The 15,091-nt window shown below is 69.5% G+C and carries 16 protein-coding genes; 8 read left to right on the top strand and 8 right to left on the bottom strand.

The genetic code is table 11. The features are described from left to right. Positions 1-573 precede the first annotated feature (573 nt). From ACGF5U_RS21635 to ACGF5U_RS21625, 3 genes are all read right to left on the bottom strand, one after another. Positions 574-1,275, bottom strand: coding sequence for an arylsulfatase (locus ACGF5U_RS21635; protein ID WP_392711575.1), 702 nt, complete (start codon positions 1,273-1,275; stop codon positions 574-576). A 204-nt stretch (positions 1,276-1,479) separates the two neighbouring features. After that, entirely contained in the window at positions 1,480-1,908 is a 429-nt protein-coding gene (gene panD / locus ACGF5U_RS21630; protein WP_392711573.1) for an aspartate 1-decarboxylase, read from the bottom strand. Between the two features lie 460 nt (positions 1,909-2,368). Continuing rightward, a complete protein-coding gene (locus ACGF5U_RS21625) occupies positions 2,369-2,923 on the bottom strand; it encodes a hypothetical protein (protein WP_392711572.1) in 555 nt (184 codons plus the stop codon). Between the two features lie 298 nt (positions 2,924-3,221). Here ACGF5U_RS21625 and ACGF5U_RS21620 point away from each other — a divergent pair, with 298 nt between their 5' ends. Together ACGF5U_RS21620 and ACGF5U_RS21615 are read left to right on the top strand one after the other, a co-directional pair. Further along, on the top strand, positions 3,222-3,851 hold the full coding sequence (locus ACGF5U_RS21620) for a hypothetical protein (protein ID WP_392711570.1): 630 nt from the start codon (positions 3,222-3,224) through the stop codon (positions 3,849-3,851). Between the two features lie 253 nt (positions 3,852-4,104). Continuing rightward, entirely contained in the window at positions 4,105-4,248 is a 144-nt protein-coding gene (locus tag ACGF5U_RS21615) for a hypothetical protein (RefSeq protein WP_392711569.1), read from the top strand. Positions 4,249-4,631: 383 nt separating this feature from the next. Here ACGF5U_RS21615 and ACGF5U_RS21610 read toward each other — a convergent pair whose 3' ends face one another. From ACGF5U_RS21610 to ACGF5U_RS21600, 3 genes are all read right to left on the bottom strand, one after another. Beyond that, positions 4,632-5,291 (bottom strand): nucleotidyl transferase AbiEii/AbiGii toxin family protein, encoded by a 660-nt coding sequence (locus tag ACGF5U_RS21610; RefSeq protein WP_392711568.1) that lies wholly within the window; start codon positions 5,289-5,291, stop codon positions 4,632-4,634. Next, entirely contained in the window at positions 5,288-5,650 is a 363-nt protein-coding gene (locus ACGF5U_RS21605; protein ID WP_392711566.1) for a hypothetical protein, read from the bottom strand. The genes ACGF5U_RS21610 and ACGF5U_RS21605 overlap by 4 nt, the downstream gene beginning before the upstream one ends. Before the next feature lie 417 nt (positions 5,651-6,067). Continuing rightward, entirely contained in the window at positions 6,068-6,598 is a 531-nt protein-coding gene (locus ACGF5U_RS21600) for a GNAT family N-acetyltransferase (RefSeq protein WP_392711565.1), read from the bottom strand. Positions 6,599-7,586: 988 nt separating this feature from the next. On the opposite strand from ACGF5U_RS21600, the gene ACGF5U_RS21595 reads away from it, so the two are divergent. The 5 genes from ACGF5U_RS21595 (at position 7,587) to ACGF5U_RS21575 (ending at position 11,845) form a co-directional block, all read left to right on the top strand. Further along, complete coding sequence (locus ACGF5U_RS21595) at positions 7,587-8,966, top strand: ATP-binding protein (protein ID WP_392711564.1); 1,380 nt, start codon at positions 7,587-7,589, stop codon at positions 8,964-8,966. Between the two features lie 54 nt (positions 8,967-9,020). Continuing rightward, on the top strand, positions 9,021-9,407 hold the full coding sequence (locus ACGF5U_RS21590) for a roadblock/LC7 domain-containing protein (protein WP_392711915.1): 387 nt from the start codon (positions 9,021-9,023) through the stop codon (positions 9,405-9,407). Then, positions 9,404-9,775 carry a DUF742 domain-containing protein gene (locus ACGF5U_RS21585; RefSeq protein ID WP_392711562.1) on the top strand — a complete coding sequence of 124 codons (372 nt, stop codon included), beginning with the start codon at positions 9,404-9,406 and terminating at the stop codon, positions 9,773-9,775. Before ACGF5U_RS21590 ends, ACGF5U_RS21585 begins: the two co-directional genes overlap by 4 nt. Further along, positions 9,756-10,379, top strand: coding sequence for an ATP/GTP-binding protein (locus tag ACGF5U_RS21580; protein ID WP_392711561.1), 624 nt, complete (start codon positions 9,756-9,758; stop codon positions 10,377-10,379). Before ACGF5U_RS21585 ends, ACGF5U_RS21580 begins: the two co-directional genes overlap by 20 nt. A gap of 92 nt (positions 10,380-10,471) precedes the next feature. Then, positions 10,472-11,845 (top strand): cytochrome P450, encoded by a 1,374-nt coding sequence (locus ACGF5U_RS21575; protein ID WP_392711560.1) that lies wholly within the window; start codon positions 10,472-10,474, stop codon positions 11,843-11,845. A gap of 109 nt (positions 11,846-11,954) precedes the next feature. Here ACGF5U_RS21575 and ACGF5U_RS21570 read toward each other — a convergent pair whose 3' ends face one another. Both ACGF5U_RS21570 and ACGF5U_RS21565 read right to left on the bottom strand, forming a co-directional pair. Beyond that, the gene (locus tag ACGF5U_RS21570; protein WP_392818875.1) at positions 11,955-13,163 is read right to left on the bottom strand and encodes a pyridoxal phosphate-dependent aminotransferase; all 1,209 of its coding nucleotides are present in this window, start codon (positions 13,161-13,163) and stop codon (positions 11,955-11,957) included. Between the two features lie 5 nt (positions 13,164-13,168). Beyond that, complete coding sequence (locus ACGF5U_RS21565) at positions 13,169-14,275, bottom strand: tryptophan dimethylallyltransferase family protein (RefSeq protein ID WP_392711558.1); 1,107 nt, start codon at positions 14,273-14,275, stop codon at positions 13,169-13,171. 514 nt (positions 14,276-14,789) lie between these two features. Between ACGF5U_RS21565 and ACGF5U_RS21560 the strand changes: the two genes are divergently transcribed. Further along, positions 14,790-14,969, top strand: coding sequence for a hypothetical protein (locus tag ACGF5U_RS21560; RefSeq protein WP_392818873.1), 180 nt, complete (start codon positions 14,790-14,792; stop codon positions 14,967-14,969). Positions 14,970-15,091 lie beyond the last annotated feature (122 nt).

The following is a 15,091-nucleotide window of genomic DNA, read 5'->3' as shown; positions in this document are numbered from 1 at the left end:
ACAAGGGGGCGCGCAAGGCGCAAGGGGCGCGTGCGGCACGGCAGTTGAAGGGGCCGGGGGCGTCCCGCCCGCGTCCGGTCTATCCCATGGACGAGGGCGGGTCACAGGGCGCAGGGAATCGCACGGGCGCACGCGGCGCCGCGCCCGCCCGGACGCCCCCGCGCGGCGCCGCTCAGCCCAGGAACGCGGTCGGGTGGCGGGGGCTGCGGCTCAGGGCGGGGCGGAAGCGTGGACCTACGGCTCAGGGCGGGAGCGGGGGCTACGGCTCAGGGGCGTGGGCCGGCACCGCGGCTCAGGGGCGTGGGCGGAGGCTGCGGCTCGGGCACGGGGTCGGGCCCCGGCGGCTTGGGCACCGGATCCGGCGGCGGAGGCGGGACGGGCGGCGTCGGAGGCGGCGGGGTGGGGGGAGGCGTGGGGGGCGTGGGCGCCGGGGGCGGTGGCGTCGGTACGGGGCCGGGGGCCGGGCCCGGTTCGGGTCCGGGAGCGGGTGACGGCTCCGGGCCGGGCGTCGGCGGGGGCGGTACGGGGTGAGGGTGCGGCTCGGTCATGACGGTCCCCTCGGTGGGGTCGGCCCTAGGGTGCGTCCGGCGGATCCCGCCGGGCTCGGGGTCTCCCGCTGCGCGTTCCCCTGTGCGCCGGGTTCATTCCCGCCGCCCGCGCGGCGGCCGCGAGGCCCGGCCGGGGGCTGGAGAGCACCGGGACGGCGGTCCGTGCGAGACCGGCGGCGTCCGCCATGGACGCCTGCGCCAGCACGATCACGTCGGCGTCGTGGACCCCGTCGACGGCCGCCGCGACCGTCGCGAGGTAGCGCTCCCGCTCCCCCGCCTCGAACAGCGCCCAGGCGTCCTCCACGAGAAGGGCGCGGACCTCGGGTACGCGGGGCGCCGCCTCCTCGCGGATGAGCCGGACCGTGGGGCCCACGGTGCTCTCCACCGAGGCGACGACCACGACACGCTGCCACGTGGCGGCCGCCGAGGCCATCGGGCGGTCCACCCGGAGGACGGGGACGCCCTGGGCGGTGAGCTCGGCGAGGGCGCCGATGGTCGAGCAGGTGCACAGGACGGCGTTCGCGCCGGCGGCGACCTGCGCGGCCACCGCCGCTTCCACGGCCCCCGCGACGGACTCGGGGCCGTGCGCGCGTGCCCGGTCGAGGAGCGACTCGTCCACGGCGTGCCGCAGGACGAGCCCCGGGTGGTCTTCGTCACGCAGCGCGTCGAAGACCGGGACGTGCACGGGCGAGGTGTGCAGGAGGGCCAGGACCGGATCCGGCGCCATCGGGCGGGTCACCACCGCTCGGGTGAGGCAGGGAGCCGCTCCCGGGCGGCGGCGAGGGACCCGGCCGGTGCCGACGGGGAACAGACGGTCACTCCGGCGCACCGGCCGCCCCGGTACGCCTCCGGCCGGTCCGCCGACCGGTCGCCCGGAGAGGCGAGCCCCGTCGCCATACGCCCCTCGTTCCCTGGCCCCTCGCCCGCCCGGTCAGGCTCGCGGCGACGGCACGGCGTGCGGGCCGCGCGCGGTGTCGCTGCCCGGCACCGGCGCGGAGGCGTCCGATCCGAGCTCCACGATCCGGTTCGCGGCGTCGACGTGGACGACCTTCGGGACGAATGCACGCGCCTCGGCGTCATCGACCTGGGCGTAGCTGATCAGGATGACCAGGTCACCGGGGTGCACGAGGTGGGCGGCGGCGCCGTTGATGCCGATGACGCCGGAGCCCCGCTCGCCCTCGATGACATAGGTCTCCAGGCGGGCGCCGTTGTCGATGTCGACGATGTGCACGAGCTCGCCCGGCAGGAGGTCGGCCGCCTCCATGAGGTCGGCGTCGACGGTGACCGAACCCACGTAGTGCAGATCGGCCTGGGTGACCGTAGCCCGGTGGATCTTGGACTTGAACAGAGTACGCAGCACTTTGGACTCCTGTTTGACGGCTCCCTGCCTGCTTTGTGCAGGTCAAGGGCGGTCTCGACTGTACACCGGGACACGCCGGCCGAGGATTGTGAGGAACATCGCTCCGCTCGGGCGAGACGGCTTCACGCCTGGGCTTTCGCACCGCACCGGCGCCTGTTCAGGCAATCCTCCGGGAAGCCCGGCGACTCATGCTGGCCGGATGCCGACTCTCCTGATGAGCCGTGAGATATGCGGGAGATCACTCTGCACACGGACGACGTGCCTCCCCGCACCGACCTGCGGGCAACGACATCGCTCTGGTTCGTGGAACACGGTCCCTTCGGCCATCGGCGGTCGGCGCTCGACCGCCCCGGAAGCCGACTCGCTGCCTGCCGCCCGCCCAAGGCCCCTCGGAGCACGGAACTCGCGAGCGAGGTGCGGCCAAGGCGCCGACACCGGCCCGCCCGGGCCGAAGGCCAGGTCACGCGCCCCTGCGCACTTGCGTGCACCGCTCCTTCCTTTCGTACGGTCCAGCCGATGGCGAACCGCCCTCGCGCACCGTGAAGGAGAGCTGTTGAAGCCGACCGAGGAAGTGCTCCAGGACCTGACCCAGCCCTCGAACGTCTCCGTCCACTCCGACGACGCGCTCGTCGGGAAGGTGAAGGCCGCCATCGCGGCGGACGACGAGAAGCGCAAGGAGAATGAGGACGAGCCGCTCCGTCGGAAGCCCGCCCTCGTCCCGATCCTGCCGACGGAGCTGCCCCGGCAGTTCGAAGTGACCCTCTGGGACGTGCTCCACACCCTCGCCCGGGGCACTGCCCTGTCGTGGCGTGGTGCTGGCCGGGGGCTGGCAGAACACTGGGGCGCACTCAAGTACACCCAAGCCCTGGCCGGCGGTCGTGACTCCTTCCTCGGCCTCACCGACGAAGGCCACCGCATCGCGGACCACTACAAGTCGCTGCAGTCCGGTGAGCTCGGCATCGGCTTCGCGCTCACGCTCACCGAGCACATGCTGCGCAGCCGTTTCCCCGACCATTCGGTGACGATCGTCCCCGCCGACACGGCGTTACGCGCGGGCTGGGCCCTCACCAGCAGGGACAAGGGCGATAAGGTGAAGTATCGCTGTCGTCCCCAGTACTTCGCCGAGGTCTGGCGGCCGGGCGAGCCGTCCCTTGCCATCCCCCTCGCCTGCAAGGGCAACCACAGCGACTCCGCCACCTCCGCCGAGCAACTGGCCTCCGCCTCGGCCCACGCCGAAGCGGTCCACATCGGCGCGTGGAACGAGACCCCCCAGCCTGCTGTTCAGCACCCAGCTCCCGACGGACGGCGGCACGATGACCGTCCACGCCCTCCAGGCACCGGGCAGTGGTGGTCGGCTGTCCCCGGCAGAGGGCCGGGAAGCGAACCGGAACGCCCCGCCGTTCCAGGCGAACGTGATGCCGGACATCCACCCGCCCGCCGAGGGCCTGGTGGCACCGGAGCCCGTACGGGGCTGCCACGTGCAGCCGAAGGACTACGCCTGGTTCCAGGAGTCTCTGGCCCATACCACCGCGGCGGGCCTCATGGCCTTCACCGGCTCCGGCCACGCCACCGCCCGCCACCTGACCGATCGGCAGGGCCGGAAACGCTTCACCGGCCTCGAACACGCGGCCAGCATGAGCATCCAGGACGCTGCCCACACCCTATTCGGCAACGAGTACGTCGGCACCGACCACGTCTTCCGCCTCAACGGCCCCCGCGTCGAGGCGTTCTCCGGCGTAGACAAGGAAGTCTTCCGACATCTCGCCAGAGGCGACGTCGAGGAGTACCGCGTCCTTGTCCACGCGAGCCGCGGCGTCCGTCCCCGCCTCACCTTCGACAACAACTGGGGCGGCCCCGTCTCCGTCCACGCCGACGGCTCCGTCTTCGCCCTGCGACTGCTGCCCGGGCAGAACGAGGAACCCTTCGCATACTCGTCTCGCTGACGCGCCTCTGAGACGACAGGTCCGTCCGGACGGCCTCTGGGCGGACGACCAAACCACCTGACGGCCAGAAGCGTGGGCCTCGACTCTCAGTGACGGTGGAGGCGCGGGCGATGCAGCGCATGGCCTCGCTCACCCTCCCCGAAGGACGGCAGAGTCACCCACGGCAGTGACCGAGCGGCGTACGAGGGGGCAGTGGCCGGCGAGTCCACGGTGTACGCCGTATGGCCCGGGGAGTGAGCCAGCCGCCTTTCTCATGATCGACGATCTGGACGAATACGCCAAGGCTCACGGCATCAAGCACGATGTGCAGCGAACAGGACTGACCGAGCATGTGCACTGGTCGGTGGACCGAGTCGGACGACAAGCGGATCCCTGGCAGCCCGTGCATCGGCAATGAGGCGTGCTGGGCTGCGGGTGCAAGATCGATAGTCTCGGTGCGTTCGCCGAGCAGATGTGACACGTCCATCGGGTGGAGCCGCTAGGGCGGACCCGAGGGCACCACGTACTCCTTCCGGGTCCGCCGCGCGAGCCTGGCCGTCTGGGCGGCCTCGGCTGCGGTACTGCCCGCAAGTCAGCGGCGGAACCCGCGGTGGGGGTCCCGCGCTTGGACGTTCAGGAACGGTTCGAACCACGCTGCGGCACGGAGATCCCCGATACCCATGTGCTGATTCCGCGCAGGGCAGCCACCCACCGTGGACGGCTGCGAGTTGGAACCTGCTGGCTACACCGCGTCCTCTTCGTTGCAACGCCGGTAGAGGGGATGGGCGCGATGAGCGCCTGTCAGGCGTTCTCGTCATGGATTCGCGCACCCAGATCCTCCGCCCACTCCAGCGCCCACGCCTTGAGTTCTTCGATCTGCCGGGCGGTGAACCCGTACGCGGTGTAATCCTCGTCCTCGTACCAGTCCGCGCCGATCAGCCGGTCCCGGAGGTCTTCGAGGCTGAACTCGTCGTGGGCGCGACGGCGGCCCAGGGATTCGAGGTCTGCGGTGGAGCGGTGTCGGGAGGCGGCCTGGACGTCGATGAGGTCGCGGACGGTGCCGCGGTCGGCGAGGGCACGGACCTTGGTGCCGATCACGTCGTCGAGGGAAAGAACGGGGCCGTAGGGGGTCTGGGCGGGCGGAGCCCAGAACGCCTCCTTGAGGACATCGACCTCGCACTCCTCGCCGGTGTCCGGATCGGTGACGAGGAACCGGCCGCTGAGCGGATCGGTCTGCACGTGCGCGGTCCGCCATCCGCGCGCGCTGAGACCTGCTGTGAGTGAGGCGACGATCTCCTGCATCGGAGCGGGATTCTCGGTGGCGACGTCGAGGTCCCGGCTGAAGCGTTCGACCAGGCCGTGGGCCTGCACGGCGTATCCCCCGGTGAGGACCAGAGGATAGGGGGAGCCGAGGTCGAGGATGTCGGCAAGGAGACGCTCGTGGAGCGGAGTGAGCTTCACGCGGCGGTCGTGTCGGCGAGAGCGGTGCGGAGCAGCTCTGGGAAGGCGTCCTCCCAGACCTCGCGGATGTAGGGACTGATCAAGCGCCGCAGCACGGGCCACTGCTCGATGAGCAGCCGGTGGTGCAGGAGGGCCACCAGGTCCTCACCCAGTCCCTCGGCGAGGACGGTCCGGTAGAGCGTCATGCGGGACTTCGGACGGTCCAGGCTGTAGCTCGTCCGCCCGGACCAGACGATGTGGAGCGGCAGGTCCACGTTGCCCTCGACAGGGCCGTCCAGCTCGTGCAAGCGCTCGGGCAGTCGGCTGCGGTAGCGATCCCGCAGCACCTCGGCGCGGGCGGCGCTGATCGTCGTGTCCATGCATCCAGTATCGCTGCTGGGTGGCGGCGGCATGGCGGATACGGGGTCCCCTGTGTACGTACGGGTCGGGCGGCCGCCCGCCCCTTCCCCTGACATCTCACCCAGTGCCTACCCACGCAGGACCCCAGCTGGCACGGCGACCGGCGCCCTGCAGACCCGGTACCAGCCCCGCTCGCGGGCGCACGTGATCACGACGCAGCAGGTCACGCGGAGGGCCACCGCGGTGGAGTCCGGCTGCGCGCGCAGCACCGAGGTACTCCCGGATCTCTGCTCCCTGCCTGCGTTTATGCAGGTCAAGGGCAGTTCCCATACCCAACGAGTCGCACGCCCGGCCGGCCCCTCCTGCTGTCCTCCAGGATGCGTGCCGTCCACTCGCCGACCCCTGTCACGACGACGAGGCGAGCGTACGCAACAAGGTCAGCCGACCCGTCGCTCGAGCACCTGCCCGGGCCAGGAGTCGGACAGGAAGCGGACGGTGGGCGTGAAGCCGTTGCGCTCGTAGTACGCGACGAGTTCGCCACCGCCGCCCGCCCAGCAGTCGACCCGCAAGAGGTTCACGCCGGCCCGCCGGGTCTCGTCGGCGGCGTGGGCCAGCAGCGCCGCCCCGACGCCCTGACCGGCGTACCGCCGGTGGGACACCAGCAGCCGGACGTACCGCTCGGGTTCACCGGCCGGCGGGATCGGCATCCGCGGGCTGGGCCCGGAGTCCAGCACCAGGGCCCCGACGGGTGTTCCGTGCGACTCCGCGATGTACGGGGCGTTCTCGGTCGTGTACTTCTCGACTCGCGCGACCCCGCCGGGCTGCCGCGAGTACGGGGTCGTTCCCCACTGCTCGGTGTTGCCTCGGTCGTTCATCCAGGCCACCGCGGAGTCGAGCATGTCCAGGATCGCCGGTACGTCGGCCGGGCCGCCCGGTCTGATCCGTATGCGCTGTGTCGTGTCGTTCACGGTGGAAGCCTAGGCGCCGCCGACCGGCGCACGGGGGTGCCGCACGCCCCCGGAACGGAGCTGGTGGGGCGGAGCCCGTCACCTGTTCGGCCCAACATCGTTGACGCCATGACGGCTTGTGGCGCCTGGAGGGGGCGGAGCGTGATCCCGGTGGACCGGACGGCGGGCATTCGACCGTCGCTCTTACCGGACCGCCGGGACGAGGGCCGGGCATTCTTCACCATTGATCCGGAGAACGCGGCCGCTTAACCGATTCTGATCAATCTCGCGGGTATTCCGTCATTCAAGGCGGCGACATACCCCGAGGATGATTGCCGCACCTTCCCGTATTCAGGGATTCCGGCGCGGATCCCTGCGGGACGCGCGCGGGCACCGCCCCGTCGACCGGTCACCGCGCCCCACATCGCCACGCGGCCGACACAGACAGTCGACCCCGCACCGGCCTGCGACCGCGCACGTCTCCGCAGGTCAGCCGCGTTTTCCGCCGCCTGCGGAGCGGATCACCGCATGAGCGAATTTGACCGAGTAGACAGATTTAACGTTCCTTCTTTTTCGCACATGAGTACATTCATGTGTTATATGCACTCGGGCCACAGAACGTTTCCGACCCCGCTATGCTCGCTGTCGCACAGCGAGTTGCGACGATTACACCAGGTCGCCGCTGGCTTTCGTGGTGCCGCCCGGCGCACAACGGCTCGGGCGTACTGAAACCCAGCCGCGTGCGTGTGGAACGCCGACTCGGAATGCGCTGCGGCCAGGCGTTGGCGAGCGTGACCCGACGGTCGTCGACCGTGATGACGCTGCCTTTCGCCGGCGCCGTACATGCCGTATATGACGCCCTATTCCTTCCAAGAGTGCTCTGAGGATGCCGATGGTTCGTGCTGGTTCGTCACCCGGAAGGCCGGGGCCCGTCTCCAGCCCCCTGTGGCTGTTGCCACCCCTACTACTGGCCGTCTGCACGGCGGCGGCCCTGTGGTTGACGCCCCCGATGGCCCGTGCCCACGTCGCCTGGATCGGCGTCATCGCGACGGCGGCGGTGGCCGTCGCAGCCCGGGAGGCGGCGCGCCGGGCACACACGATCGAAGAACTGCGCGGGCAGTACACCGAGAGAGAGGCGGCCCTGCACCGGCAGCTGGCCGAGCAGGAGACCGAAACCGTACGCATGGCCAAGGAGCTCCTGCCTACGGCCATGGCCCGGCTGCAGCAGGGCGCCCCGGCGGAGGAGGTGCTGCGCAGCATCGTCCACGTGTCCCGCGTCAGCCCCCGGTTCGAAGCCGCGCACCAGGCGGTGCTGCGCTACGTCCTCCAGGCCGTGGAGGCCGAGGAAGACCTGCGTGACTCCGCCCAGCGGGCCTTCGTCAACATCGCCCGACGGGTCCAGGCCATCGTTCACCAACAGGCCCAGGAAATCCGGGAGATGGAGGACCGCCACGGTCAGGACCCCGAGGTGTTCGGGGATCTGCTGCACCTCGATCACCGCACCGCGCTGATCGGCCGGCTCGCCGACAGCATCGCCGTACTCGGTGGGGCACGGCCCGGCCGTCAGTGGCAGAAGAACATCCCGCTCTTCAACGTGCTGCGCGGCGCCATGTCACGGATCACCGACTACCAGCGCGTCGATCTCCACTCCGTCGCCGAGGTCGGCGTTCTGGGACGCGCGGTCGAACCGCTGATCCACGCCGTGTCGGAGCTGCTGGACAACGCCACCCGCTACTCACCGCCCCAGACGCGGGTCCATCTGACCGCGACCGAGGTCCAGTCCGGTGTGGCCGTCGAGATCGAGGACGCCGGGTTCGGCCTGACCGACGAGGCCCGCATTCGCGCCGAACGGTCCCTGGCGCAGCACGCCTCCAGCGGGCTGGACCTCGACGACCTGGGTGAGTCACCACGACTCGGCCTCGCGGTGGTCGGCCGACTGGCCCACACGCACAACTTCAAGGTCTCGCTGCGTGTCTCCGCCTACGGCGGCGTACGCGTCGTCCTGATCGTCCCGCCGGACCTGCTCACCGCGACCCCGGCTCCCGGTGGCGCCCTGGCCAAGGCCGCCAGCCTCCCGCCGCCCCGGCACGCCATGAGCCCGGGCCCCCGCCCCCCGCTTCCCATCGAGGAGCCGGTGTCCGCCGCCGTTTCGCGCGGCGCCAACGGGCTGCCGCAGCGCAGGCGCCGTACGCGCGCCGTGACTCCGACCATGCGGTCGAAGCCCACTCCCTCCACCGCCGCCGACTCCAGGTCCCGGGCGTCGGCGGACGCACCCCCACAGGCCGGTATGTGGCTTGCCGCCTTCCACGAGGGCATCTCCGGCGAGCCGCGAGCCGAGTCCCCGGCCCATCGTCCCCATGGCCTGACTGATGAAGAGTCCGAGCAGTAACTGAGCCATTAGGTAAGGATGAGTAAGTAAGTGGTAACACAGCAGCGGCTCAATATGGACTGGATGCTCGAGGGCTTGGCATCCAGTGTTCCGCAGACCCGGAATGTCGTGGTGCTGTCCTCAGACGGTTTGTGTATGGCGCAGTACGGTACGGACGAGGACACCGCTGATCGCCTCGCCGCCGCCTGTGCCGGGCTGCAGAGCCTGTCCGGGGCCATCGCCGCCGAGTTCCCGCACGGCGACGGGCGGATGAAGCTCGTGGTCATCGAGATCAACGGCGGCTTCTTCTATCTGATGGCGGCCGGCGCGGGAGCGTATCTGGCGGTGCTGGCCGATGACGACGTGGACGCCGGGCTCATGGGACAGCGCATGCGGGACCTGGTCGCCAGGATCGGTCAGCACCTGACCAGCCCGCCGCGGTCCGACCGGCAGGTTTCATGAGCAACCCCAAACAGGGACAGCACCGGTCCTGGGAAGAGGGCGGTCCCGAACGGCTCTACGTCATCACATCCGGCCGGAGCCACCCCGCCGAGCAAGCCCCCCTGGACATGGTCACGCTCATCGTGACCCGGAGGGAGCCCAGTTCGAACCTGCAGCCCGAACACGCCGCCATCATCCGCATATGCGACTACCCGCTGTCCGTGGCCGAGATCTCCGCATATCTCCACCTGCCGGTCAGTGTGATCACGGTACTGCTCGCCGATCTGCTGGGGAGCGGCCACGTCGAGGCGCGGGCACCGATCCCGACCGCTTCGTTGCCCGATGTCGAACTTTTGGAGGCGGTGATGCATGGACTGCAAAATCTCTGAACCCGTCGTCGGTCCGCGGAGCGAAGACACCCTGCCCACCTCGGTGACCACCGCGGTCAAGGTGGTGATCGTCGGAGGCTTCGGGGTCGGGAAGACGACCCTTGTCGGATCTGTCAGCGAGATCCGGCCGCTGACCACCGAAGAGACCATGACGCAGGCCAGTGCCGGGGTGGACGATGTCGCCGGGGTCGAACGCAAGACCGAGACCACCGTCGCGATGGACTTCGGCCGGATCACCCTCAGTGCCGAACTGGTGCTGTATCTGTTCGGCACCCCGGGACAACAGCGCTTCTGGTTCCTGTGGAACGGCCTCTTCGAAGGCGCGCTCGGCGCGGTGGTCCTGATCGACACCCGGCGGCTGGAGGACAGCTTCGACGTGATGGGCCGGCTCGAGGAACGCGGGGTGCCGTTCGTCGTCGCCATCAACGCCTTCCCGGACGCCCCCGCGTACCCCGTGTCCGACCTCCGAGCGGCCATGGACATCCCCGATGCCGTACCCGTGATCGATTGCGACGCCCGCGACCGCGCCTCCAGTCGCGACACCCTTCTCACGCTCATGCGCTATCTGCACACCCTCACCACGACGACCCCGGAGCACCGGTGACCGCCTCTTCGTCCCACCAGCCCCGCACCACGTCCGCGTCCGAGCCGCCTCCGGAGTGTCCGGCGCACGCCAGATTCGGGAACACCGACGGGTTGGCACGGCTGCTCGGGCCCGAGGCGGCCGCGGACCCCATGGGCCTGTACGAGCGGCTGCGGGCCAAACACGGCCCTGTGGCGCCCGTCCTGCTGGACGGCGACCTTCCGGCCTGGCTCGTCCTCGGCTACCGCGAGATCCTCGAAGTCGCCGGTACGCCCTCCCGGTTCAGCCGCGACTCGCGCACGTGGCGCTGGTTCAGGGAGGGCAAGGTCCCGCTGGACTCCCCCCTGCTCCCGATGATCGCCTGGCAGCCGGTCTGTCTGTTCCTGGACGGCGCGGAACGCGACCGGCTCCGCCTGGCGGTCACCGACAGTCTGGAACGCTTCAACCGGCGTGGCATTCGACGCCACATCACCCGCTTCACCCACCAGCTGATCGACGGCTTCGCCGAACGGGGCCAGACGGACCTGGTCACCGAGTTCTCGGAACATCTGCCCATGCTCGTCATGACCCAGCTGCTGGGCATGCCCGACGAGTACGGTCCGCGCCTGGTCGAAGCCAGCCGGGACATGGTGGCGGGCACCGAGACGTCGGTGGCCAGCAACGAGTTCATCGTGGAGACGCTGCAGCAGCTCGTGCGGCGCAAGCGGGGAAACCCCGGCCACGACATCACGTCCTGGCTGATCGAACACTCCTCCTCGCTGACCGACGAGGAGGTGTGGAACCACCTGCGGGTCATCCTCATCGCCGCCAACGAGACCACGGTCAACCTGCTGAAGAGCACACTGCGGATGGTGCTGACCGATCCCCGCTGCCACGCCTCCCTGGCAGGCGGTCAGATGACCCTGCCCGACGTGGTGGAGCAGGTGCTGTGGAACGAGCCGCCCCTCATGACCATCCCCGGTCGCTGGGCCGCCGTGGACACGGAGGTCGGCGGTCAGAAGGTCGAGGCGGGGGACATGCTGCTGCTCGGTCTGGCGGCGGGGAACCACGACCCGGCCGTACGGCCCGACCCCACGGTCTCCCTGCACGGAAACCGTTCCCATCTCGCCTTCAGCAGCGGCCCGCAGGAGTGCCCCGGTCAGGACATCGGCCGTGCCATCGCCGACACCGCGATCGACACGCTGCTGACGAGGCTGCCTGATCTGAGTCTGGCCGTGCCGGAGGAGGAGCTGCGCTGGAAGTCGGGCTGGATGACGCGCCATCTGGCCAGCCTCCCGGTGACGTTCAGCCCGCGCCGGGCCGAGGCTCCGGCTCCGCCCGCCGATCCGGTGGACATGGACACGGAGGCTGAGCGTCTCCTCCAGGACGTCACGGACAGCGGATCGAGCGCCGGTGCCGAGCCGCCCGCTCCATCGCCGGCGGCCCAGGTTCCCGGGGCGCGCACACCGTGGTGGGACTCGCTGAAGGCATGGATGCGAGGGCGATAATCCGGTCGCACCCGGATCCGGTGGCGCAGGAATCCGGTCGCACCGGAATTCGGCGCACCGGATCGGTCGCAGCGGGCGTCGGCACCTTTCCCGAGGTGTCGGCGCCCGTTCAGCCGTGCAGGGTCGCAAGGGTTTCGACGGCCCTTTCGATGCGATCCAGTGCCTCCTTCATCATCCCCCGGGAAGTGGCGTAGCTGATGCGGATACCGCCTTCGGCCCCCGGGCCGAACCATTCGTTCGTACCCGCCACAACTGCCACGCGGGCTTCCTTCAGAAGGAGGTCGGTCATCGCTTGACTGCCGAGGCCGGTGGCCGTCACGTCGGGGAACAGGACGTAGGTTCCGTCCGGACGGCCGCAGGATATTCCCGGCATCGCGTTCAGCCGTTCCACCGTGTAGTCCCGCATCTCCCGCAGGTGTTCCAGGAAAGCGTCTCGCCAGGGCCAGCCGTCACGCAGCGCGGCCAGAGCACCGATCTGAGCGAAAGGTGTCAGGCTGTATGCCGCACCGAGACGCTCGAACGTGAGCTGGAGATCGATCGCCTCCCGTGTGCTGGGGGCGATCACACAGCCGATTCTCAGACCGGGCAAGGCGAACGTCTTGGAGAGACCGTTCACCGTGTAGATCCTCGCCCTGTTCGCGGTCTCCATGCCCGCCATGGCGACATGTACGGCGGGCGGGTACACGATCTCGTTCCAGACCTCGTCGGAGAGGATCGGTATACCTCGCGCAGCCGCCATCTCCGCCACTGTGCGCAGTGTCTCCTCGGTGAAGACCGTGCCCAGAGGGTTGTGCGGATTGCACAGACAGATCAGGGCTGTGCGGGGCGATATCAGAGAGGCGAGTCGATCCGGGTCGAGCTGTCCCGTGGTCTTGTCCATCGGGCAATACACCCGCCGGGCCCCCGCGGCATCGATGGCTTGACCGAACAACAGATCAACGGGGTCCAGCAGTACGCATTCGTCGCCTTCCCGGCAGAGCATACGCACCACGCCCCAGAGCGCTGCCGAGGTGCCGGAGGTCAACACGACACGATCGGGGCTCGCGTCGATCCCATAACGGTCCTTCGCCACTTCCGAGAACGTTTCCCGGAGTTCGCCGAAGCCCTCGGGCGGCGCATAGGTGAAGTAGCCGTCGGCGAGGAACGCCGTCATGGCGTCCGTGACCGCCTGGGGCCCGGGGAAGTCCGGCTCGGCCGCCGTCAGCGGGATGACGCCGGGCGGGTAGGCACCCCATCGGACGGGTGACCGGCCACGCAGAAGGGCTGGCCGGATCCGCGAGTCGGCGAACAGCGATCCGGTCACGTCAGGGAGCGACATGGTGATCAGCCCCTCTGATAGCGGGCCGGCGGGTATCGGTCGTACAGTTCCGAGGACCAGTACGTGGTCATACGGGGACGGCCGCGCTGCACACGCACGGATGCGTACGTGTGAATCCCCCGCCCGTCCGACAGCGGGCGTCTGGCCGTATGGTTCAGCAGTGACCGATAGCAGTCACTGGGCAGTCCGATATCGGCCATGACCGAACTGATGCGGTCCCGTATTGTTGTGTCGCTCTCCGCATACAGCCACAGCGGAACGTACGCCGTGGCGGATACGGGTGCCTGCCCGCCGGAATCCGTGAACGTCAGATTGCTGACCAACGGCTGGTCGGTTATCTCACCGGCTTTTCCAGTCAGTTGACGGCAGACCCGGCCAAGGAGACCGGGCTCGTGATGGGCGGATATCTCCATACCGGCGTCGAGCTCCTCCGGGGTGATGTCGTAGTGCCGGAAGTAGACCTTCACGCGCGAGTCCGGCCGGTCACTCAAGTCGAGGCCGAAATAGACGATCCTGTCGAGGTCGAATCCCCGGCGGGCGTATGCGGTCACCGCGTCCCACGCGCCACCGAACCCCAGGCGGTCCATCGCCTCGCGCGTCCGCTCGGAGCGGGTCATACCGTCATTGGCGTTCGGGTTCAGATAGACCTTGAATTCAGGCTCGCCGGTCGGGCTGAAGACGACGGCATGCATCATGGCGAACCCGGTCGGGTCTTCGTTCGGCAGGAACAGATCCGATATCGCCGCCAGCCGGCTGCCGACGGCACCGAAATCCTCGATCAGCCCCTGCGTCAGCTCCAGTGCCGCCTTCTGTGCGGCCAATGTGCTCGGCTCGTCCGGAAGGGCCTCCACCAGTACGCGAACATGGACGCTGCCATCCGAGAAGGCCGCGGAGAACTCGATGGGCGAACCGTCGGCGCACACATCCGAGTGCCACTCCGGATGATTCGCGATCTGCCTCTCCCCCCATGGTGAGAGCATCCTCCGCAGAACCGCCACGCCCTGTCGGGCATCGATGCCCGCGTCGTCGAGGAGACGTGTGGCGGTGGCGACTCCATAGTCCAGGAAGGTCGCACCCGCAGAAATCCGTGCATCAGAACGCAGAGACGACATGGACATTCCTCCCCCATCTCTCACCGGGTCTCGCCGTACCGTGCGCTTGCTTCGCCAGCCGATCGGCCATTACCGACAGGTCCGGAGGGTCCTGTCCGCCACTTCCCCGGGGTCGGCCACAGGATCGTTCTCCCGCCGCGCCCCGGCCCTGCGACAGCTGGTGGGTTACCCAACTACTGACCTGTACATTCCTCAACGGGTGCCGCGGCTCCCGGATTCCGGGTCCACTTCACAAGTAACGAAGAATCCTCGGGGTCGACAGCGGCGCGCGGGGGGCTCGGGAACGCATTCCCTCTGACCGAGATGCACCCACGCCTGTTTGCTGTGCAGCCCGTCACCCAGAGAGACAGGAATAGGTGGTCCAGGGGCAGACGGACGCGGCCGGCGAGCCCCTTCACCGGGTCCGGACGGGGCCGGTTCCCCCGGACGGCCGATCAACGGGGGCGGGCCGGCCGTCCGCAGTGATGACGTGGGGGTAACTGCTGTCCACGCCGGGAGAGGTGCGATGTACGAGATGCGGGTAGGCGCGACGGCCACCGGCTCGGACCCGGTCTGGCATGTCGTGGCGCAGGACGACTCCGCCACTCTGTGCGGCCAGCCGCTCGGAGCCGACGATGCCGCGGAGACGGACCGGCACTGTGTGTCCTGCATGGCGGCGTTCCAGGATCGCATGCGGAACGTCACGGACGCGTGAGCGACCGCCCCGCCCCCTCGTGGCGGCGGGCGGCGGGCGGCGTGAGCCGTACGGGTGACTCGGCTCCACGGACAGCGCTGGGTGCGCCGGGGAGCGGTTGCCGGACCCCACCCGGCGGCCGA

The organism is Streptomyces sp. NPDC047886 (genome assembly GCF_043204435.1).
Taxonomy (GTDB): domain Bacteria; phylum Actinomycetota; class Actinomycetes; order Streptomycetales; family Streptomycetaceae; genus Streptomyces.
Note: the sequence above shows the minus strand (reverse complement) of the source record. Positions and strands in the feature narration are given on the sequence as shown.